Here is a 21,465-nt window from a genome sequence, read left to right as displayed (position 1 = left end):
ATCGCGTCGCTCAATGGCCGGCCGGTTGGAACTCCTTGCGCAGCCAGTCGTCGAGCAGGCGCTTCTCGAAGCGCAGCGCGTCGCTGTCGTCGGAGGTGCCACGCATGAGGAACGCGTTGTCGCGCAGCTTGCGCTCGCCTTCGGCGATGACCCGGCCGTCGGCGGCCGTCAGCGTGAAACGCAGGTCGATGCGCGGCGGGTAGATGTCCTTGACGATGCGCACGTCGTTCCATTCCGGGCCACGCCATGGTTCCACGCGCCCGGCGCGATCGACGTCGGTGAACGTGACGTCGAGGCGTTCGCCGGCGGGCAGCATCGGCTCGGCGCGCCGCTCGAGATGCTTCGCCAGCAGCGCGAGCCACTCCTCGGGCCGCATCTGGCGGATACCCGGGTTGTCGCGCGTGTCGGAGAACGCGTGCGGGTCGGTCCAGTGCACGGTCACGCGCTGGGCCGGCTCCGCCGCGCTCGCGAGTGTGGCGAGCCAAAGCGCGGCGAACGTTGCGGCGCCGCGTCCGGCAAGGCGAAAGGTCATGTCGATCTCCTCGTGTTCGATATTCCCATGACGCAACTTCGACCCGCGACGTCGCGCCGAGTGCGAACACGGGCGCGACAAGGGAATGCAGCGTTGTGCGCCGGTTCAGTGTGCGGATATTGCTCGTCTGCCCGCATCCGCTGCCGGACATCATCGCCGGGCGTCGCGCTGCGACGCTCGGCCGCGATGCCTCGTCAGGGACAGGTGTCCATCGTCCGAGGCTTTGCGCCATGAGCATGAAAAGCAGTCTTGCGTCGACGATCGCGGCCGCCTCCGCGATCGCCGGAATGAATGCGCACGCGATGCACGTCGATCCGCATGGAATGGGCCAGGTGCTCGTGTTCCCCTACTACACTGCGAACGGCGGTAACGACACGCTGTTCGTGGTCACCAACACGACGGATCACGCGAAGGCACTGCGCGTGCGCTTCCACGAAGGCTACGACGGACGCGGCGTGCTCGATTTCGACGTCTACGTGGGTCCGCACGCTGCGTGGTCGGCGAGCGTGACGGCGTCGGACGGAGGCGAGTCGCCGGCGCGGCTCGTCACGAGCAGCGCCGCGTGCACCGTGCCCGCGTTCGTGGCGCACTCGATCGACTTCAACGGTGCGTCCTACGAGGGAGAGAACGCCGCGTCGGGCCCGACCGGGAACGCCGACGGTGGCCCTCAAACCCCCGACCGTATGCGCGAAGGGCATTTCGACGTGTTCGAAATGGGCGAAGTGACGGGCAATCTGCACGGCAGTGCCGACGCGGTGGCCCACGGCGATTGCGCCGCGATCGTCGCCGCGTGGTCGCCGGGCGGCCACTGGAGCGCGCATGCGGATGTCGACCTCGCGCCGCCCGCGGGCGGACTCTACGGCACCGAGTACGTCGTCGACGTCGCACGCGGCACGATGTTCGGCATCGACGCCATCGCGATCGACCGGTTCCGCTCGGCGCCACTGCACACCGCGCCCGGCGACGCCGCACCGGATCTCGACAGCGCGAGCGCGGAGCCCGACAGCCGCTACGCCGCGCTCGTCATCATCGACGGCGCGCAGCGCACGCTCGAATACGCCCATCCGGTGGATGCGGTCAGCGCGCTGTTCATGGCCGGCGCGCTCGAAGGGGATTTCACCCGGAACCCGTCGATTGGTGCCCGCACCGACTGGATCGTGACTGCGCCGACGAAGCGCTGGTACGTCGATCCCGCGCTCACGGGCGGCAGCGCGAAACCGCCGTTCGAGGCGAGTTTCGTCCAGTCGTATACGAGCGGCCAGATGACGAGCAACGGTGTCGTCGTCGACCGGTGGGCGAGTGCCTTCCCGTACGCGTGCGCGAACGTCGGCGCCGTCGCCTACGGCCGCGACGGCGTGGTCGTGCCGCTTGGAGCGGCGAATGACGGTGGCTCGGCTGGACTGGCGGACACGGCTGCAAATCCTGCCCTGACGCCGTGTCTCGAGACGTCGGTCCTCACGTTCGCGACCGCGGCCGATCCCGCGGGCATCGAGCTGCCCGTGTCGGCGACCGGCTCGCGTCTCACCAACGCGACGGATCCCGGTGCCCACGTCTCGCGGAACTACGCGGGTATCGAGCTACTGCCGTCGGCCGGCGGGCTGTCGCTCGATCTCGCGCATGACTTGAGCGGCGCGTCGATCTCGTCGCACGCGTTGCCTGCGGCATCGAACGGCGACGTGCTCACGGGCCTGCCGCTGATCGCGTTCTCGGCGACGACGTTCGTGAACGGCAACGTCGCGGACGGCGTGCTCGCGAACTACGCCGCGAGTGCCGCCGTGCGAAGCCGCGTAGCCTGCGTGAACGCGGGCAATCCCTGTCGCTGAGCACCCAAGTCCACGCGGAGCGCGGCGGGCCGCACGCCCGTGCGGTCGCCCGCGCCGCGTCGACGAGGCCGAGGTCGGCGAGTCCATCGAGGCGGTCGGCTGCCGCAGGGCGCCGGCACCGACCGCCCGCAACGCCTCGCTTCGCTCGAACACCTCGAGGGCGCGGCCGCCGCGCGCGAGGAAGAGCGCGGCGGTCCGGCCGGCGGTGTCGCAGCCGACGATCGCGATCGTCGTCCGGTCCTTCGCGAACGAGGGAAGCTGCGCCCGCCGTCGCCGTGGAAGCGAGCGACACGCGCATGTGCGTGCCGCAGCGGCATCGTTGCGCGCCGCCGGAGCGGTGGTCGCGCGGCAGCGAACGTGCTTCAATGCGCCTCGAAGCGGGGGTGCCGGCGGTCGCCGGCTGAGAGAGTCCCTTCGAACCTGATCCGGCTAGCACCGGTGTAGGGAGCTTTGAAGCCGCGGCGCACACGCACGCTGCGGTCGGCAAGGGCCGCGCTCCTCATGCGCTGACTTGCGCGAAAGCTCCCGTCGCACCGGCATCGAGGAGCTTTGAAATGAACGCCGTTCCGACCGCGCTGCTGCGCGAAACCGCCGAACTCTCCGCATCCGTGACGCGGCCGATCCCTGGTTCGCGCAAGGTGCACGTCGAGGGATCGCGCGCCGACCTGCGCGTGCCGATGCGCGAGATCGCGCTCGCCGACACGCCGTCGATGTTCGGTGCCGAGAAGAACGCGCCGTTCACCGTGTACGACACGTCGGGCCCGTACACCGACCCGGACTACCGAGTCGACCTCGCGGTGGGCCTGCCCGCGCTGCGCGCGCGCTGGATCGCCGAGCGCGGCGACAGCGAGCCGCTCGCCGATTTCAGCTCGCCCTTCACGCGTCGCCACGCGAGCGCACCGTCGCTCGCCGAGGTGCGCTTTCCGGCGATCCCGAAGCCGCGCGCGGCCAAGGCAGGCATGAACGTGTCGCAGATGCACTACGCGCGGCGCGGCATCGTCACGCCGGAGATGGAGTTCGTCGCGATCCGCGAGAACCAGCGCCTCGAGGCGATCCGCGAGGCGCACCTGCTCAAGCAGCATCCGGGCCAGTCGTTCGGTGCCGCGATTCCGGGACTGATCACGCCCGAGTTCGTCCGCGAGGAGGTCGCGCGCGGCCGCGCGATCATCCCCTGCAACATCAACCACCCGGAAAGCGAGCCGATGATCATCGGCCGCAACTTCCTCGTGAAGATCAACGCGAACATCGGCAATTCGGCGGTCACCAGCTCGATCGCCGAGGAAGTCGAGAAGATGGTCTGGGCGATCCGCTGGGGCGCCGACACGGTGATGGATCTTTCCACCGGAAGGCACATCCACGAGACGCGCGAATGGATCCTGCGCAATTCGCCCGTGCCGATCGGCACGGTGCCGATCTACCAGGCGCTCGAGAAGGTCGGCGGCGTCGCCGAGGATCTCACCTGGGAGCTGTTCCGCGACACGCTGATCGAGCAGGCGGAGCAGGGGGTCGACTACTTCACGATCCACGCCGGGGTGCGCCTCCCGTTCGTGCCGCTCACCGCGCGGCGCGTGACCGGCATCGTCAGCCGTGGCGGCTCGATCATGGCGAAGTGGTGCCTCGCGCACCATCGCGAATCGTTCCTGTACGAGCGGTTCGAGGAGATCTGCGAGATCATGAAGGCGTACGACGTCGCGTTCTCGCTCGGCGACGGCCTGCGTCCGGGCTCGATCGCCGACGCCAACGACGCCGCGCAGTTCGCCGAACTCGACACGCTCGGCGAACTCACGCAGGTTGCGTGGAGGCACGACGTGCAGGTCATGATCGAGGGGCCTGGCCACGTGCCGATGCACCTGGTCAAGGAGAACATGGAGCGCCAGCTCGAGAAGTGCGGCGAAGCGCCGTTCTACACGCTCGGGCCGCTCACCACCGACATCGCGCCCGGCTACGACCACATCACGAGCGCGATCGGCGCCGCGATGATCGGCTGGTACGGTACCGCGATGCTCTGCTACGTGACGCCGAAGGAGCACCTCGGCCTGCCCGACAAGCAGGACGTGCGCGACGGCATCATCACCTACAAGCTCGCCGCGCACGCGGCCGACCTCGCCAAGGGCCATCCCGGCGCGCAGGCGCGCGACAACGCGCTCAGCAAGGCGCGTTTCGAATTCCGTTGGGACGACCAGTTCAACCTCGGCCTCGATCCGGAGAAGGCGAAGGAATTCCACGACGAGACCCTGCCCAAGGACGCGCACAAGAGCGCCCACTTCTGCTCGATGTGCGGGCCGAAGTTCTGCTCGATGAAGATCACCCAGGACGTGCGTGACTACGCGAAGGAGCACGGCGTCGGCGACGAGCAGGCGCTCGCGGAAGGCATGGCTGAGAAGGCGGCAGAGTTCCGCGCGCAGGGCGGCGAGGTGTACCGCCCCGGCTGAGCCGGGGGCGCCTTCAGCTGGCGGACATGCGCCTGGCGTACCCTAGGCGGGCGTCGCCCGCGGTGCGGGCGCGCCATTCCCATCGTTTCAGGAGGAGGCAGGCAATGGCAGCGAGTCCGCGCAGCGACAAACCGTTCCTTTCCGACATCAAGACGATCCGCAAGCGCGCGCGCGAGCACATCGAGCGCGGGGCCGTCACCGACAGCTACACGCTCGACCGCCCGACCGTGCTCAAGCTGCTCAACGAGGCGCTCGCGACCGAACTCGTCTGCGTGCTGCGCTACAAGGCCCACTACTACCTCGCCTCGGGCATCAACGCGAAGAGCGTCGCCGCCGAGTTCCTCGAGCACGCGGCGGAGGAACAGTCGCACGCCGATACGATCGCCGAGCGGATCACGCAGCTCGACGGCACGCCGAACTTCTCGCCTGAAGGACTCTCGGGTCGCAGCCATTCCGAGTTCGTCGTGCCCGAAGACCTCGCTTCGATGATCGAGGAGAACCTCGTCGCCGAACGCATCGCGATCGACAGCTATCGCGAGATCATCAACTACATCGGCGATCGCGACACGACCACGAAGCGCCTGCTCGAAGGCATCCTCGCGGTCGAGGAAGAGCACGCCGAAGACATGAAGACGCTCATGGAGCACTTCGGCCAGAAGGGCGAGCCGGCGAAGCCGGGCAAGGGCGGCGGCAAGAAGTAACTGGCCGATGGCCTAGAATGGCCGCGAGGCCGCGGGCGATCGGCGCCCGCGGCGACTGGCATGCCGGCGCATTCGGCCGGCTCGATGGGGGAACACGTGGACGGAACTTCGCTCGGTCGCGCGCGCTCGTGGCTTTTCGGCGGCATCGGCGTCCTGCTCGCCGCGGCGATCGTGCTCGTGCTCGTGCTGATGTGGTGGTGGGATTACGAACCCGACCACTTCGACCCAGTTGCGGCCGCGCAGGCGCGCGTCGTCGCGAAGGGCGAGCGCGTCGTCACCGGCAGCGTCACGACCGTCGCGCTCATGACGACGGCCGAAACGCTGCTCGACAAGCGCGGCGGCTACCTCAGCAACGACCGCTTCCCGCCCGGCGTGCTCATGGACAACGTGCCGAACTGGGAATTCGGCGTGCTGACCGCGACGCGCGACCTCGCGCGCGCGCTGCGCAACGACTTCAGCCGGTCGCAGACGCAGTCGGTCGAAGACAAGGACCTGCAGGAGGCCGACCCGTTGTTCAGTTCGCCGAACGATCGCTGGCTGCTGCCGAGTTCGGAGAGCCAGTATCGCAAGGCGATCGCGCGCGTCGACGCCTACCTCACGCGCCTCGGCGACGGCGACGACAGCAATGCGCAGTTCTACGCGCGTGCCGACAACCTCGCCGACTACCTGCAGGTCGTCTCGGCTCGCCTCGGGTCGCTCTCGCAGCGGCTGTCGGCGGCTGCAGGGCAGGTGCGCATCGACACCGACCTCGCCGGGGACGAGCACGCGCGGCAATCGACCCCGGCGCCGAGCCCGCGCCTCGTGAAGACGCCGTGGACGAAGATCGACGACAATTTCTACGAGGCCCGCGGCTACACCTGGGCGCTGCGCGAGCAGCTCGAGGCGGTCCGCGCCGATTTCGCACCGATCCTCGCGAGCAAGAACGCGGCCGTGAGCCTCGAGCAGGTGATCCGCGAACTCGAGGAATCGCAGAAGCCGCTCGGCAGCCCGATCGTGCTGAACGGCACGCCGTTCGGCTTCTTCGCCAACCATTCGCTCGTGATGGCGAACTACATCTCGCGCGCGAACGCGGCCGTGATCGACCTGCGCGAGCTGCTCAAGCGCGGCTGAGCCTGCCGGCGCCGAAGCCGGAGCGAAGCGCCAAGTCTCGGCCACGAAGAACGCGAAGGGCAGGCGGATCAGCGCCCTGAGAGGCCGGGACCCCGCGTCGGCGCGAGAGCGAGACGGTCGCGCGCAGGGCGACCGGCGTGCCAAGATTCGCGTTCCGCCGATCCGGCAGCGAGTGCACAGGCCCGTGTTTCCATCGACCGATCCCGACTGGCGCGCCGCGCTGACGCATCCATTGGCGGTCGCCGCCTTGCTGCTGCTGCCGATCGTGTTCCTGCTCGGGCCGCTGCCGATCGACGAAACGCGCTATCTCGCGGTCGCATGGGAAATGCGCCAGACCGGCGAGTATCTCGTGCCGCATCTCAACGGCGCCACCTACGCGCACAAGCCGCCGCTGCTGTTCTGGCTCATCGACGCGGGCTGGCTGCTGACCGGCGTGCACGCGTGGACGGCGCGCGCGATGACCTTGCTGTGCTCGCTCGCGAGCCTCGTGCTCATGCAGCGCTTGACGCTGCGGCTCACCGGCTCCGCCACCACGGCGCGCGCGTCGATGTGGTTCCTGCTCGGCGCGATCTACTTCGCGCTGTTCTCCAACGCGATCATGTTCGACGTGCCGCTGACCACCTGCGTGCTCGTCGCGCTCCACGGCGTGCTCGATCTCGTGCGCGGACGCATGCGCCGCGGCGTGCTGCTGACCGGCGCCGCGATCGGCCTCGGCATCCTGGTCAAGGGCCCGGTCATGCTGCTCGACGTCGCGTTCGTCGCGCTCGCCGCACCCTGGTGGAGCGGCGATGCGCTCGCGGGCCGACGCGCGCGCTATTTCGCTGCGTTCGGCCTGTCGATCCTCGTCGGCGCGCTCATCGCGCTGGCGTGGGCGATTCCTGCCGCGCTGCACGGCGGAGAGGCGTATGCGCGAGCGATCTTCCTCAACCAGACGCTCGATCGCATCGGCGGCGTCAAGGGCACGAGCGCGCACGGTCGCCCGCTCTGGTGGTACATCGTCGTCTTCCCGTTGATGTTGCTGCCGTGGCCGCTCGTGCTGCGGCCGGGTGGCACGAGCATGCGGACGCTCGCGACGCAGGTGCCGTGGCGTTTCGCGGTCGCCTGGGTCGTTCCGACGTTCGTCGCGTTCTCGCTCGTCGGCGGCAAGCAGCCGCACTACCTGCTGCCGATGATTCCAGGCGTCGCGCTCCTGCTCGCGGTCGCGCTCGAGCGCGACGCGCTGCGCGTGCGCGTCGGCGCGTTCGGCCTGTTCCTCGTGCTGTCCGGGGTCGCGACCGCAGCGCTGCACTGGCTGGCGCCGAGGCTGCCGTCGGTCGCGTTCGCGGCCGACGTCTCGCCGTTGTGGGGCTGCATCATCGCCGCGGTCGGGCTCGTACTCGCGGTCGGCCGGAAGCGCTTCGCACGCGCTGCATCGGCGGCCACCGCGATGCTCGCCGTCGCGCTCGTCATCAAGCTCGCGGTGATCCAGGGCGCGGGCGACCGCTACGACATCGATGCGATCGCCGCGCGCATCCACGACGCGCAGGAGCGCGGGCAGCCGGTCGCACACCTGGGCTGGCACCACGGCGTGTACGAGTTCGCCGGACGCCTCGTGCAGCCGCTACCGGCGCTCGAGACGCTCGAGCAATTCCAGGTCTGGGCGCGCGAACATCCTGACGGCTATGTCGTGAGCTTCTACCGCCGCTTCCGCTTCCGCGCCGACCCCGTCCACGCACAGAAATTCCGTGGCGGCGAGCTCGCGATGTGGAAGGCCGCCGACGCCCTCGCGTCCGGCGTCGACCCGGCGGCGTCGCATGCGGGCGACGAACCCGACGACAGCGACGACTGACGCCGTCGCTCCCGACGCGGCGGCCATGCCGGGAGAACGAGGGACGCGGGCCAGGTTCACCGACCCAACGCGGAGCACGCGGCGCAGGCGCGTCGCTCCCTGCTTGCGGCGCGCGTGGCGCGCTGCATGTCGCGGTCGTCGATCTCCGGCGCCGGCTCAGAAGGCGGGTTTCTGTACCGACGATTCGTAGCGTTCGACGCCGGCAGTGATCTCGGCCTTCGCGGCCGCCGCGTCGGCCCAGCCTTCGAGCTTGACCCACTTGCCCTTCTCGAGATCCTTGTAGTGCTCGAAGAAGTGGCCGATGCGTTCGAGCCAGTGGCCGGACACCTGGCCGATGTCGGCGATGTGTCCATAGCCCGCGAAGATCTTCGCGTGCGGCACGACGACGAGCTTCTCGTCGGCGCCGGCCTCGTCGGTCATGCGCAGCATGCCGACCGGGCGGCAGCGGATGACCGAGCCGGGCACGAGCGGCAGCGGCAGGATCACGAGCGCATCGAGCGGGTCGCCGTCGCCGCCGAGCGTGTGCGGGACGTAGCCGTAGTTGCACGGGTAACGCATCGGGGTCGACAGCACGCGGTCGACGAAGATCGCGCCCGAGGCCTTGTCGACTTCGTACTTGACCGGTTCGGCGTCTTTCGGAATCTCGATGATGACGTTGATCTCGTCGGGCACGTGGGCACCGGCGGGGACGCGTTCCAAACCCATGGCTGGCTCCTGAAGCATGTTCGAATCGGCGTGCCTCGACGGGCGCGCGGCGGGCCGCGCCCGCGAGGCGCGAAGGATACGGCAATGCCTGCGGCGGTGCAGCAAAAGCGCGATGCGGCGCTCGGTCGCAGCGATCTGGCATGCGTCGCGGCGGCTATCGCGACGGGCCCGCGGGCGGGCCTCGGGCCGCCCACCGGCTACGCGCCCATGCGGGCCTCCTGCGCGCGTCGCCGCGCGTGGTCCGTGCGTCCGGGTCCGACCGCGATGTGCGGACCGCGCTGGGTGCCCACCTCGGCGCGCGCCAGCGTGGGCGAGCGGTCCGTCCACGCGCGACGCACGGCCGCGCGCGAGCCGAACCGCCCCGCTCACTTCGACGGCGGCTCCGTCGGCGCGAGCTGCTGCCACAGGAAGCTGTAGGCGAGTGCGTGCATGAAGGCGGACTGCTGGTTGTCCGCCGCGGCACCGTGCCCGCCTTCGGTGTTCTCGTAGAACCACGCATTCGAATAGCCGAGCTCGCGCATGCGCGCGGCCATCTTGCGCGCCTGCACCGGGCCGACGCGGTCGTCGCTCGTCGCGGTGTAGAACAGCACGGGTGGGTAGTCCTTGCCCGTGGCGAGGTTCTGGTACGGCGAAAAGGTCTTCAGGAACGCCCATTCCTCGGGCTTGTCCGGGTCGCCGTATTCGGCGATCCACGACGCGCCGGCGGACAGGTGCGTGTAGCGCTTCATGTCGAGCAGCGGTACTTCGCAGACGATCGCGCCGAACAGGTGCGGATAGCCGGTCAGCATGTTGCCCATGAGCAGGCCGCCGTTGCTGCCGCCCTCGGCGCCGAGGTGGCGGCGCGACGTGATGCCGCGCTTGACGAGGTCCTCGGCGACCGCGGCGAAGTCCTCGAAGGCGCGCGGGCGATTCGCCTTCAGCGCGGCCTCGTGCCAGCGCGGGCCGTACTCGCCGCCGCCGCGGATGTTCGCGACCGCGAACGCGCCGCCGCGCTCGAGCCACGAGCGGCCGACGCTGCCGCTGTACATCGGCGTCAGCGCGACCTCGAATCCGCCGTAGCCGTACAGCAGCGTCGGCGTGCTGCCGTCCGCCGCGAGATCCTTGCGCGCGACGACGAAGTACGGCACCCGCGTGCCGTCCTTGGAGGTCGCGAAGTACTGATGCACGTCCATGCCCTTGGCGTCGAAGAACACGGGTGCGCGCTTGACCGGCGCGGCGTCCGCGCTGCCGAGTGCGCCGTAATACAGCGTGGTCGGCGCGAGGAAGCCGCTCACGCTGAGGAAGTACGCGTCGCTCGAGTCGGCATCGATGCCGTGCGCCTCGATCGTCGACAGCGCAGGCGCGCCGCCGAGTTTCTCCCGGCGCCAATCGCCGCTGCGCGGCGTGAGCACCTCGAGGCGGCTGACGACGTCGTCGAGGATGTTCAGGATCAGGTGGTTGCGCGTCCAGGAATGCGCCGACAGCGAGGTCGTGGCGGTCGGCTTGAACAGCACCGCGAGCTTTCGCTTGCCCGGCGTGTTCTGGTTGGCGACGAAGTCGTCGAACTTCGCCGCGAGCAAGGCGCCCTGCGGATACGTCGTGCCGTCGAGCGTCCACGCGTCGCGCAACTGCACGAGCAACCACTCCCGGTGCGTGTCGATCGTGGCATCGGGCGGCACCTCGAGCTTGACGAGCTTGCCGTCCTTGCGGCGCACGAACGTCTCGCTCGTGTAGAAATCGATCGCGCGCGTGACGAGGTCGCGTTCGAAGCCGGGCGTGAGGTCGCGCGCGGCGGAAATCGCGAGGTCGTCTTCCGTGCCTTCGTAGACGGGCGTCGCCGCAACGAGCGGCGTGCCGCGCTTCCATTCCTTGACGATGCGCGGGTAGCTCGACTTCGTCATCGTGCCGGGGCCGAAGTCGGTCGCGACGTAGATGCGGTCCTTGTCGATCCAGGCGACGTCCGATTTCGCTTCGGCGAGTTCGAAGCCGCCCTTGACGAACTTGCGTTCGACGAGGTCGAACTCGCGCACGACGTTCGCATCGCCGCCTCCGGGCGAGAGCGCGACGAGGCAGCGTCGGTTCGCGGGGCGCAGGCAGGACGCGCCCTGCCAGACCCAGCGCTTGTCCTCGGCCTTCGCGAGCGCGTCGAGGTCGATCACCGTTTCCCAACGCGGCTTGTCCTTGCGGTACTGCGCGAGCGTGGTGCGCCGCCAGAGGCCGCGCGGGTGGTCCTTGTCCTTCCAGAAGTTGTAGTAGCGATCGCCGATCTTCGTGACGGCCGGGATCTTCGCATCCGAGTCGAGCACCTCGAGGATGCGCGTGCGCGTGCGCTCGAAGTCCGGCGTCGACGCGAACGCCTGCTTCGTTTCCGCGTTGCGCTGCTCGACCCATTCGAGCGGCCTGGCGCCGTGGATGTCCTCGAGCCAGAGATAGGGGTCTTCGACCGCAGGTGCGGCGGGGCGGGGCGGAGCCATCATGCAACCGGTTCCGAGCAGGAGCGGGAGGAGGGTAGCGAGGCGCGGGAGCAGGCGCATGGACCGGTTCCGTTCGTCGAAAAAATCCATCCTGCGCAAAGCTGAACGCGATTGTCCAGTGCGAGGCGGCGGCATGCCCGAATGGGCCACGTCGCCGGCGCGTCGAGCGGCTTCCATTTACGCTTTCAATGAAGCGTGCCTTCCGAAAAAGCGTGATAGGCTTCGCAGTACCGGGGTACGACTCCGCCCGGGGGCGGAGTCGACGGTGTGCCATCTATCAGGGGGAAATCCATGTTCCGCACTCGTGCGTCCTTCGTGACGCAGGCGTTCCTATGCGCGTCGGCCCTGCTCGCTGCAACGGCGCTGGCTGCGCCCGAGCCAGACAGCGGCATCGCCGGCGTGGGCGTACCGACCAGCACCGGCGTCACGCATACGTCGGCCGAACTCATGCAGCAGGAAGCGGTACGACCGCCACGTCGCGGCCCGCGTCCCGAGCACGAACTCGAAGGTCCCGAACGCGACAACCTGCAGCCGAATCCAGCCGCCCCCATCGTTTCACGCTATCCCTCGTCCGCGACCAGCGAGCCGGAGCGCGGGCCGCGCGCGATCCACACGCCGTCGACGTCGTTCGACGGCGCGACGCTGGCCGATACCGGCGCATTCCCGCCCGACTCGATGGGGACGGTCGGCCCGACGCAGTACGTCGTCGCGGTCAACGGCCGCATCCGCTCGTTCACCAAGGCGGGCGCCGCCGACGGCGTGCTCAACCTCGATACCGACACGTTCTTCGCCCCGGTGATGACGCCGGTCGGCGGATCGGTCGTGCTCACGTTCACGAGCGACCCGCAGGTTCGCTACGACCGCTTCAGCGCACGCTGGTTCCTGAGCATCATCGACGTGCCGTGCACGAACGCGAGCTGCACCACCCTCGCGCCGAACCGCTGGCTGCTCGCGGTCAGCGACGCCGCGAGCAACGGCACGATCAGCGCCTCGACCGTGTGGACGTATTTCTTCGTGCAGACCGATCCGACGAACTTCTGCGACTATCCGTCGCTCGGCATCGACGTCAATGCGCTCTATGTCGGCTGCAACATGTTCTCGAGCGCGGGTGCGTTCGTCGGCACCAACGGCTACGTGGTGCGCAAGAACTCCGTGCTCGGCGCGGGGCCCGCGGTCGCCACGGCGTTCCCGAACCTCGTGCTGGGAGCCGGGGCCGGACCGTACGCCCCGCGCGGCGTCGACAACTTCGACCCGACCGCAAACGAAGGCTATTTCGTCGGCGTCGACAACGCGTCGTGGAGCACCCTCACGTTCCGCCGCGTCAGCAATCCCGGCGGCACGCCGACGATCTCGGCCAACATTTCGCTGACGGTGCCGACCACCGGCGCGACGAATCCCGTCGAACACGCGGGCAACACCGGCGGCACGAACGGACGCCTCGATTCGCTCGACGACCGCCTCTACGCGGCGATGATCCGCAACGGCCACCTGTGGACGGCGCACAACCTGCGCGTGAGTGCGGCCGGCGTCGCGAGCACGACGACGGCCGCGCGCAAGGCCGCGCGCTGGTACGACATCCAGAACCTCACGACGACGCCGTCGCTCGTGCAGTCGGGCACCGTCTACGACAACGCGGCGACGCTCGCGGCCGCGCTGCAGTACTGGATTCCGTCGATCACCGCGACGGGCCAGGGCCATGCCGTGATCGGCTTCAGTCTCGCCGGAACACCGTCGGGAGCGACGGCCGCCTACGCGGGCCGCCTCGCCGGCGACACGCTCGGCACGATGACCGGGCCGCCGACCGCCGCGGCCGTTCAGTATGGCCTGACGTCCGCGAACTACAACCCGCCGTCGGATCCGGGCGGATCGGCGGGCCGGCGCTGGGGCGACTACTCGTTCACCGTCGTCGATCCGCTCGACGACATGACGGTATGGACGGTCCAGGAGTACAACCAGGCGTCCAACAGCTATGCGGTACGCATCGGCAAGTTGCTCGCGCCGCCGCCGGCGACGCCGACGTGCTCGACGACGCCGATCCCGTTCACGGGCGGCACCGGCAACGTCACGATCAATGCGACCTCGACCGGTGGCTCGGGCTTCTACGACCCCGGCGCGAACCTGCCCGCGCCCGCGCGACCGTTCAATCACATGGCGGCGACGGTCACCAACGCGACGGTCAACAGCGTCACCTACAACTCGCCGACCCAGGTCGTGCTCAACATCACCGCGACCACGGCCGGCGCGCAGAACGTCACGATCACGAACCCCGACGGCCAGTCAGTCACCGCGAACGGCTGCCTCAACGTCACGGCCACGACGCACACGGTCACGCCGAGCGTAGCGGGCGGCAACGGCACGATCAGCCCATCCGCGCCGCAGACCGTCAACGACGGTGCGACGACTGCCTTTACGCTGACGCCGGATGCGGGTTACCACATCGTGACGCCGGTCGGCGGCACCTGCGGCGGCACCCTCGTAGGCAACACGTACACGACGAACGCGGTGACCGCGGACTGCAGCGTGATCGCGAGCTTCGCGATCGACACGCACACGGTGACGCCGAGCGTGTCGGGCGGCAACGGCACGATCGCGCCTTCGACGCCGCAGACCGTCGATCACGGCGCGACGACGGTGTTCACGCTGTCGCCGTCGGCGAACTATCACGTCGCGGCCGTGACCGGCACCTGCGGCGGCACGCTCGTCGGCACCACGTACACGACGAATGCGGTGATCGCGGACTGCACCGTGATCGCGAGCTTCGCGATCGACACGCACACGGTGACGCCGAGCGTGAGCGGCGGCAACGGCACGATCAGCCCGTCCACGCCGCAGACCGTCGATCACGGCGCGACGACGGTGTTCACGCTGTCGCCGTCGGCGAACTACCATGTCGCGGCCGTGACCGGCACCTGCGGCGGCACGCTCGTCGGCACCACGTACACGACGAACGCGGTGATTGTGGACTGCAGCGTGATCGCGAGCTTCGCGATCGACACGCACACGGTCACGCCGAGCGTGAGCGGCGGCAACGGCACGATCGCGCCGTCGACGCCGCAGGCCGTGAACCACGGCGCGACCGTGAATTTCACCGTGACGCCAGCGGCGGGGTATCACGTCGTGACGCCGGTCGGCGGCAGCTGCACCGCGGGCTCGCTCGCGGGCACGAGCTACTCGACCGGCCCGGTCACCGCCGACTGCACGGTCGTCGTGAGCTTCGCGGCGAATCCGGCCGACCACATCAGGTTCCTGCAGCAGCCGGCCGACGTGCCGCGCGGCGATCGGCTCGGCAGCGTGCAGGTCGCGATCGTCGACGCGTTCGACAACGTGATCGCGACCGACTCGACGTCGCAGGTCACGCTGGCGACGACGGCGTGCGGAGGATCGATCGTGCTCGCACAGGCGACCGCGAGCAGCGGCATCGCCTCGTTCCCGGCCAATGCAACGCAACGTTTCTACACGTTGGCCGCAAGCAGGACATTGGCCGCGACGAGCGGCGCACTGAACGGAACGAGCGCTGCATTCGGCGTGACCTCCGCGGGGAGCGTGCTCGTCTTCGCCGACGACTTCGATCTCTGCCGGCTCTGAGCCGGACGTCGGCCCACCGGCGCAGGACCCCGCTTAGGCGGGGTCCTTGCTTCGGGTCGTCGCTTGCGTTCGCGCGGGCACCTGCCGAAGATCGGCGCAAGCCGTGGAGGTGCCGATCGTGTCCGAACTTGCGTTGCGTCTGGGCGTGCGCAGTGCCGGCAGCGTGCTGCTGATCGCGAGCGGCGTGCATGCGAGCGCGCACTACCGCGCGTTCGTCGACACCGCGTCGTTCGATGCGCCACGGCGCGCGCTCATGGACGCGATGCGCGCGTATGTGATCCTGCCGCGCTGGGGCGTCGACGCATGGACGATGCTGTGCGGCTACAGCCTGTGTTTCGCGATCCTGCTGATGCTGTGCGGAACGCTGCTCTGGTGGATGGGCAGGCATCTCGCCGCGACGCGCCTGCGCCCGCTCGCAGCGGCGAGCGCGCTCGTACTGTGCGTCGGCATCGCGCTGATCGCATCGCTCGATCCGATGCCGGTGCAGATGAGCGTGCTCGCGCTCGCCGCACTGTGCCTCGTGCTCGGTGTCCTGCGCGGTCGCGTCGCGACGGACTGATGCGCCCGCCTACCAGCGCGCTTCCAGGTCGACCAGCACCCGCCGCGTATGGTCGGCGAGGCCGTCGCGCTGCTCGCGGAAGCCCGCAACGCGCACGCTGAGCCGGTCGGTCAGCCCATAGCCGAACCACGGCATCGCACCGTGCGCGAAACTGTGGAACCACCAGTCGTCTTCGCTGAATGCGGCGAGCACGGCGTCGCGCTGCTGGCGCTGCCAGGCGAAGCCGAACTCCCACCGGTGCGCGCGCCGGCGATCGCCGGCGACGAGGCTGAGCCGCGCGCCGTCGGCATCGTCCTCGGCGCCGAGATTGCGCACGAGGTCGACACGCGCCTCGAACGGCCAGTCGCCGAACGCGTGCCGGCCGACGAGTTGCAGGTCGAGCAGGCGGAAGTCGCTCACGAAGCCGCTCGCCGTGCGCAGGTTGGTGCGTCCGAGGCCATTGTTCGCGAGCCGGTCGATGTGGTCGAAATCGATCAGCGACAACAGCACCGCGGCATTGCCCGGCGCACCCTCGTGCCAGCGCCAGGCGACCTGCAGCGCGCCGATGCGCGAGTCGTCGCCATAGAGGTGCTCGCCCGCGAACGCGCCCGCGGTCAGCTGCACGCGGCTGAAGTCGCCGAGCGCGATGCCATGGTCGATGCTGACGCCCGCAGGCCGCAGGTCGCGATCCCACACGAGCGGCGACAGCTCGAGCGGGAACGGCGCCTTGCCGAACAGCAGCGATGTCGATTCGCCCGCGCGCCAGCGCACGAACAACTGGTCGAGCGCGGCGTCGTCGCTGCGCTCGTTGTCGTTGTTGGCGCGGTTGTCGCGGTTCGCGTCCGACCCGAGCGCGAACTTCAGCGCAGCGCCGATCTCGAGCTCGTCGCGCGGCGTCCACGTCACCGCGGGACGCACGCGGCTGCGTATGCGCTCGAGCGTCGGACTCGGCCGCGCGCCGGGAATTCCGTTCGTGTGTTCGTAGCGCAGTGTCGCGTCGCCCGACCAGCTCAGCGTCGACGCCGGCGCTGCGTCCGCGGGGGCTTGCAGCAGCGGATCGTCCGACGCCTGCGCGATCGCGAACGCGGGCGCCGCGATCAGGGCGAAGTGGCACGCGAGTGCGAGGCGGCGCATCGTCAGACCCTCAGTCGGGCGAGATCGGCGGCGAGCTCGCCCGCGCTCGCGTAGCGTTCGTCCGGCACCCGCCTCAGGCAGCGCAGGATCACGCTTTCGAGATCGGGCGGGACCTCCGGCCACAGCGTCGACGGCCGCGTCGGCTCTCCCTGCATCTGCGCCATGTAGATGTCCATCGTCGACGGACCGTCGAAGGGAAGACCGCCGCAGAACATCTCGGTCATCAGCACGCCGCAGGACCAGATGTCGGCGCGCTCGTCGACGTTGCCGCCGGCGAGCTGCTCGGGCGCGCAATAGTTCGGCGTGCCGAGGAACGTGCCCGGCTCGGTGTGGCCCGGCTGCACGCGCGCGGTCGGTCGCGCGATGCCGAAGTCCATGAGCTTGGCGTTCGCGTTCGCTTCGAGGATGAGGTTCTCGGGCTTGATGTCGCGATGCAGGACGCCGACTGCATGCGCGGCGCCGAGGCCGGCCGCGAGCTGGCGCGCGACGCGCAGCCCGGCCGAATACGGCACGCGCTTGGCGTCGCGCAACAGGTATCGCAGCGTGAGGCCGCGCACGTACTCCATCGAGATGTACGGCACGCCGCCGATCTCGCCGAAGTCGAACGTGCGCAGCACGTTCGGATGGGTGATGCGCCGGGCGAGCTTGATCTCGTCCTTGAGGCGCTCGAGCTGGCTGCCGTCGGTGAGCGCGCCGGGCTTGACCATCTTGAGCGCGACGAGGTCGTTGAGCTCGAGGTCGTTCGCCTTGTAGACGACGCCCATGCCGCCCTCGCCGAGCACCGAGACGATGCGGTAGCGATTGCCCAGCACCGCGCCCGGCACGATCCCGAGTGCGGTCTTCGCGCCGGGCGCGGGCGCACGCGCCGCGCGGGCTTCCGCGCGTACGACCGTGCGATCGGTCGGCAGCCGATCGAGTGCGCGCAGCCACACGTCCGCGAGCACGGCCGCGCGCGGCTTCGCGCTGTAGGCGCCGGTGACGGCCTGCACCGCGGTGGCGCCATGCTCGCGCGCGAGTGCGTCGCCGAAGGTACCGAGCGTGAGCAACTGGCCCGGTGCGGCGTCGCAAAGCAGGCGATGCACCTGGGCCTGCGGCATGCCGAGCAGGGCATCGCCCGCGTGCAGCAGTTCGCCTTCGACGACGGTGCCCGCCGGCGCGCCCTGGCGCTGCGCGGCCGCCGCGTCGAGCAGGGTCGCCCAGCACGCGAGCGCGCGCCGGTGCGCATCGTCGCCATCGAACGCGAACAGCCAGCGCGCGCCCTCGGCCGCGTGAAGCTCGGCCGCGTGCGCGCGCGCGAGGTCGTCGAGGCGTGCCTGCAAGGCGTCGAGATCGCCGATCGCCTGTGCCGGCGTCGCGTCCGCGCGCTCGGCGAGAAGGTGGCGGAATTCGACCCCGAGCAGCGTCGCCGCGCCACGCCGTGGCACGATGTCGGTCGCCGCGCGCCGACGCGTCGGAGCGTCCGATACGACGTCGGCCGCGGGTTCGGGCAGGAACCGTGCGAGGTGGCCGACGTAGCCTTCCATGTCGCTCTTCTCGCGCAGCTCGGACAGCAGGGTGTCGAACGCCTGCGACAGGCGCCCGAGGTCGTCGCTGCCGCCACTGCCGATGCGCGCCTGGTAGTTGCCCGCGGCGGCTTCCTCGGCCGCCTGGGCCATGCGTCGCACCGGGCTCAGGATCCCGCGCGAGAGCAGCAGCGAGAGCAGCAGCGCGGCGGCCATCGAAGCGAGGCCCGCGAGCGCGACCCAGTTGAGGATCGCGCGGTAGCCCGAGACGAAACGATCGGCCGAGGTGAGCACGAGCACGCTGCCGAGCTTGCCGTCGGCCGCGGTCCCCATCGGCCGCGCGCGGCCGACCCATTCCTGCCCGGCGAAACGGACGCGGAACGAATCGATCGCGCGGCCTCCGTCGAGCGCCGAGCGCACGGCCGGATCGAGCGCGGCGATCGCGGGTGCGAGCTCGGCGCCGTTCGCCGCGTCGAGCGAACTCGCCACGACGGCGACCTTGCCCCCCGCGGGGATGCGGAACGCGACCTGCGCACCGCTCGCCTGCGCGACCTTCCTGGCGAGCACGTCGTCGACGCCTTGCGCGAGCAGCAGGTAGCCGAGCAGGTCGCGATCCTGCACGACCGGCATGATCGCGGCCTGATAGAGACGGTCGCCCTGGCGCCAGTAGCCCGCGAACGGAGGCGCGTCGTGCAGCGCGGCCGCGACGAGCGGATCCTCGGCGAGCGACTCCTGCACCGATTCGTTGCGGTCGGTGCGCACGAGCGTGCTGCCCTGTCCGTCGAGCAGGATGCCGAGGTCGAAACCGAACTCGCGCTGGCGCTCGAGCAGCAGGTCGCGCATCGAGCTGAGATCGGGGCCGCTTTGTCCCTCGACGCCGGGCAGCGCACCGCCGCCGGCGGCGCTGCCGATGTAGCGCGCGAATGCGGAGTCGGCGGCGACGAGCCGCGCGTTCGATTGCAGCGTTTCGAGCCGATGCTGCTCGAACTCGCGTTGCACGGCGTCGCTCGTCGCGACCGCCTTGTCGAGCGCGTCGGTCGCGATGCGCTGTCCCTGGGTGTAGGTGACGAGCACCGCCGCGCCGAGCGCGAAGGCGATCAGCACTGCGGTCGCGAGGAAGAAACGCAGCGCGAGCGGCAGCGTGAAGCCCTTCGCGGGGGAATGCTCAGTAGCCGGCATCGTTGGCCCTTCCGTACGGCTTGCCGAACTTGTTGAGGTGCGGCGGAACGCGCTTCTGCGTGAGATCGAGCTGGATCGCGAGCGGCTTGGCGCCGGCCGCGAGTTTCTGGTGCCACGGCGTGGCGCGGTCGTGCCATACGACGAGGTCGCCGCTGCCAGCGGGCAGGCCCTTGAGCGCGAACTTCCCGGCCGCGTCCGGATGCGTGAAATACGGCGTGTCGAGCACGAGGATGTGGCCGACCATCGACTGGTGCACGTTGCAGAACACGCGCACGTAGCCCGCCTGCGGGAAAGCGACCGCCTTGCCGTCGCCCTGGCCGTAGACGCCGACGTCGAACGTGTTCGCGGGCGAGGTCGAGAACGCGTTGTGCAGGATCGGGTCGCGGTTCGGGAAGCGCACTTCGCTGCCGACCGTGATCGGCAGGATGCGCGGCGTGAACTGCTTGCGCTGCGTGCCCATCACGTACGGCTCGCTCGCTGGCGTGACCTTCGGCGGGTTCGCGGGGCGGAAGTATACGACCGCGTCAGCGGCCTCTTCGCTGCGCAGCGCCTGCCCGTCCGAGACGAGCGCGACGCTGCCCGACAGCTCCGCGCCCTGCAGCGGAGCCGACATGATCGCGGCCAGCACCAGCCATTTTGCATGCATGCATTTCCCCCTGGCCCGCTGGGCACGGCGCGTTCGCGCCGCTCCCATGCCCCGGCCGCATCATAGAACAAGGCCGTGCGCCGGCGCCGGACCGCGGACCCGCGGAGCGGCCGGCGCCCGGTTCCAGTGGACCGGCTGAGGCGGGATTGGCTCGCACGTGGCTCGAATCGCTGTGGCAGGGTTTGTTCAGTTGACGGGCAACGCCCGTCGACCGGGACGCCGGGGTGCCCTTTCTCCTGGTGCCTTCTCTATGGGCGAGCTAAAGAGAAGGCGCCCGCTCGCCGCGGAGGCGAGCGGAGCCTTGCGTCACCATCGCGCCTGGCGAAAGAAGCCTTGTCCTACCCGCCCTCGCAGGAACAGATGGCGCCTGCCGGCGCTCCGCTCGCCTGCCTCCAACCATGTACGAGGCGCCAAAAAAAGAAGGCCGCCCAGAGGCGGCCTTCCGATTCGCGTCCTGCGCGCGCGTTACAGCAGCGGCACGAGCAGCAGCGCGACGATGTTGATGATCTTGATGAGCGGGTTGACGGCCGGCCCGGCGGTGTCCTTGTACGGGTCGCCGACGGTATCGCCGGTGACCGCGGCCTTGTGCGCGTCCGAGCCCTTGCCGCCGAAATGGCCGTCCTCGATGTACTTCTTCGCGTTGTCCCACGCGCCGCCGCCGGTCGTCATCGAAATCGCGACGAACAGGCCGGTCACGATCGTGCCGATGAGCAGGCCGCCGAGCGCCTGCACGCCGGCCATCGGCCCGCCGATGAAGCGGAAGCCGAACGCGACGACGATCGGCACGAGCACGGGCAGCAGCGACGGCACCATCATTTCCTTGATCGCCGACTTGGTCAGCAGGTCGACCGCCTTGTCGTACTGCGGCTTGCCGGTGCCGTCCATGATGCCCTTGATCTCGCGGAACTGGCGGCGCACTTCCTCGACCACGGCTCCGGCCGCGCGGCCGACCGCCTCCATCGCCATCGCACCGAACAGGTACGGGATCAGGCCGCCGATGAGCAGGCCGATGATCACGTAGTGGTTGGAGATGTCGAACGTGTAGATCTGGTCCGGATGCTCGACGCCGAGCTTGTGCGTGTAGTCGGCGAACAGCACGAGCGCGGCGAGGCCTGCCGAGCCGATCGCATAGCCCTTGGTGACCGCCTTGGTCGTGTTGCCGACCGCGTCGAGCGGATCGGTGACCGCGCGCACTTCCTTCGGCAGCTCGGCCATCTCGGCGATGCCGCCCGCGTTGTCGGTGATCGGGCCGTACGCGTCGAGCGCGACGATCATGCCGGTCATCGACAGCATCGCG

The 21,465-nt window shown here is 69.7% G+C and carries 14 protein-coding genes and 1 riboswitch; of the genes, 7 read left to right on the top strand and 7 right to left on the bottom strand.

Annotated features, from left to right (window positions below; all coding sequences use genetic code 11):
- Nucleotides 1-10 precede the first annotated feature (10 nt).
- A complete protein-coding gene (locus VI238_RS14490) occupies nucleotides 11-532 on the bottom strand; it encodes a DUF3016 domain-containing protein (protein ID WP_331652594.1) in 522 nt (173 codons plus the stop codon).
- A 230-nt stretch (nucleotides 533-762) separates the two neighbouring features.
- Between VI238_RS14490 and VI238_RS14485 the strand changes: the two genes are divergently transcribed.
- From VI238_RS14485 to VI238_RS14465, 5 genes are all read left to right on the top strand, one after another.
- Complete coding sequence (locus VI238_RS14485; protein ID WP_331652592.1) at nucleotides 763-2,355, top strand: hypothetical protein; 1,593 nt, start codon at nucleotides 763-765, stop codon at nucleotides 2,353-2,355.
- Between the two features lie 369 nt (nucleotides 2,356-2,724).
- Nucleotides 2,725-2,819: riboswitch (TPP riboswitch) on the top strand.
- 90 nt (nucleotides 2,820-2,909) lie between these two features.
- Entirely contained in the window at nucleotides 2,910-4,787 is a 1,878-nt protein-coding gene (thiC, locus tag VI238_RS14480; protein ID WP_331652590.1) for a phosphomethylpyrimidine synthase ThiC, read from the top strand.
- 104 nt (nucleotides 4,788-4,891) lie between these two features.
- Complete coding sequence (locus VI238_RS14475; protein ID WP_331652588.1) at nucleotides 4,892-5,488, top strand: ferritin-like domain-containing protein; 597 nt, start codon at nucleotides 4,892-4,894, stop codon at nucleotides 5,486-5,488.
- 96 nt (nucleotides 5,489-5,584) lie between these two features.
- Entirely contained in the window at nucleotides 5,585-6,598 is a 1,014-nt protein-coding gene (locus VI238_RS14470; RefSeq protein ID WP_331652586.1) for a DUF2333 family protein, read from the top strand.
- Nucleotides 6,599-6,782: 184 nt separating this feature from the next.
- A complete protein-coding gene (locus VI238_RS14465; RefSeq protein WP_331652584.1) occupies nucleotides 6,783-8,426 on the top strand; it encodes a glycosyltransferase family 39 protein in 1,644 nt (547 codons plus the stop codon).
- A gap of 156 nt (nucleotides 8,427-8,582) precedes the next feature.
- Here the strand turns inward: VI238_RS14465 and ppa are convergent, their stop codons facing one another.
- On the bottom strand, nucleotides 8,583-9,131 hold the full coding sequence (ppa, locus tag VI238_RS14460) for an inorganic diphosphatase (protein WP_331652582.1): 549 nt from the start codon (nucleotides 9,129-9,131) through the stop codon (nucleotides 8,583-8,585).
- Nucleotides 9,132-9,496: 365 nt separating this feature from the next.
- Nucleotides 9,497-11,587, bottom strand: a complete 2,091-nt coding sequence (locus VI238_RS14455; protein ID WP_331652580.1) for a prolyl oligopeptidase family serine peptidase — start codon at nucleotides 11,585-11,587, stop codon at nucleotides 9,497-9,499.
- Between the two features lie 288 nt (nucleotides 11,588-11,875).
- Between VI238_RS14455 and VI238_RS14450 the strand changes: the two genes are divergently transcribed.
- Nucleotides 11,876-15,169 carry an InlB B-repeat-containing protein gene (locus tag VI238_RS14450; protein ID WP_331652578.1) on the top strand — a complete coding sequence of 1,098 codons (3,294 nt, stop codon included), beginning with the start codon at nucleotides 11,876-11,878 and terminating at the stop codon, nucleotides 15,167-15,169.
- A gap of 118 nt (nucleotides 15,170-15,287) precedes the next feature.
- The gene (locus tag VI238_RS14445; RefSeq protein ID WP_331652576.1) at nucleotides 15,288-15,728 is read left to right on the top strand and encodes an LIC_13387 family protein; all 441 of its coding nucleotides are present in this window, start codon (nucleotides 15,288-15,290) and stop codon (nucleotides 15,726-15,728) included.
- 9 nt (nucleotides 15,729-15,737) lie between these two features.
- On the opposite strand, the gene VI238_RS14440 is transcribed toward VI238_RS14445, so the two are convergent.
- The 4 genes from VI238_RS14440 to VI238_RS14425 all read right to left on the bottom strand — a co-directional run.
- The gene (locus tag VI238_RS14440; RefSeq protein WP_331652574.1) at nucleotides 15,738-16,841 is read right to left on the bottom strand and encodes a putative porin; all 1,104 of its coding nucleotides are present in this window, start codon (nucleotides 16,839-16,841) and stop codon (nucleotides 15,738-15,740) included.
- Nucleotides 16,842-16,843: 2 nt separating this feature from the next.
- Nucleotides 16,844-19,522, bottom strand: a complete 2,679-nt coding sequence (locus tag VI238_RS14435) for a serine/threonine-protein kinase (RefSeq protein ID WP_331652572.1) — start codon at nucleotides 19,520-19,522, stop codon at nucleotides 16,844-16,846.
- Nucleotides 19,509-20,168 carry a methylamine utilization protein gene (locus VI238_RS14430; protein WP_331652570.1) on the bottom strand — a complete coding sequence of 220 codons (660 nt, stop codon included), beginning with the start codon at nucleotides 20,166-20,168 and terminating at the stop codon, nucleotides 19,509-19,511. The genes VI238_RS14435 and VI238_RS14430 overlap by 14 nt, the downstream gene beginning before the upstream one ends.
- Nucleotides 20,169-20,633: 465 nt before the next feature.
- Nucleotides 20,634-21,465: sodium/proton-translocating pyrophosphatase (locus VI238_RS14425; RefSeq protein WP_331652568.1), on the bottom strand; the 832-nt coding region annotated here is incomplete at its 5' end.

The sequence above is a fragment of the Dokdonella sp. genome, assembly GCF_036518555.1.
Taxonomy (GTDB): domain Bacteria; phylum Pseudomonadota; class Gammaproteobacteria; order Xanthomonadales; family Rhodanobacteraceae; genus Dokdonella_A.
The sequence above is the reverse complement of the archived record's forward strand: the minus strand, read 5'-3'. Positions and strand labels throughout refer to the sequence as shown.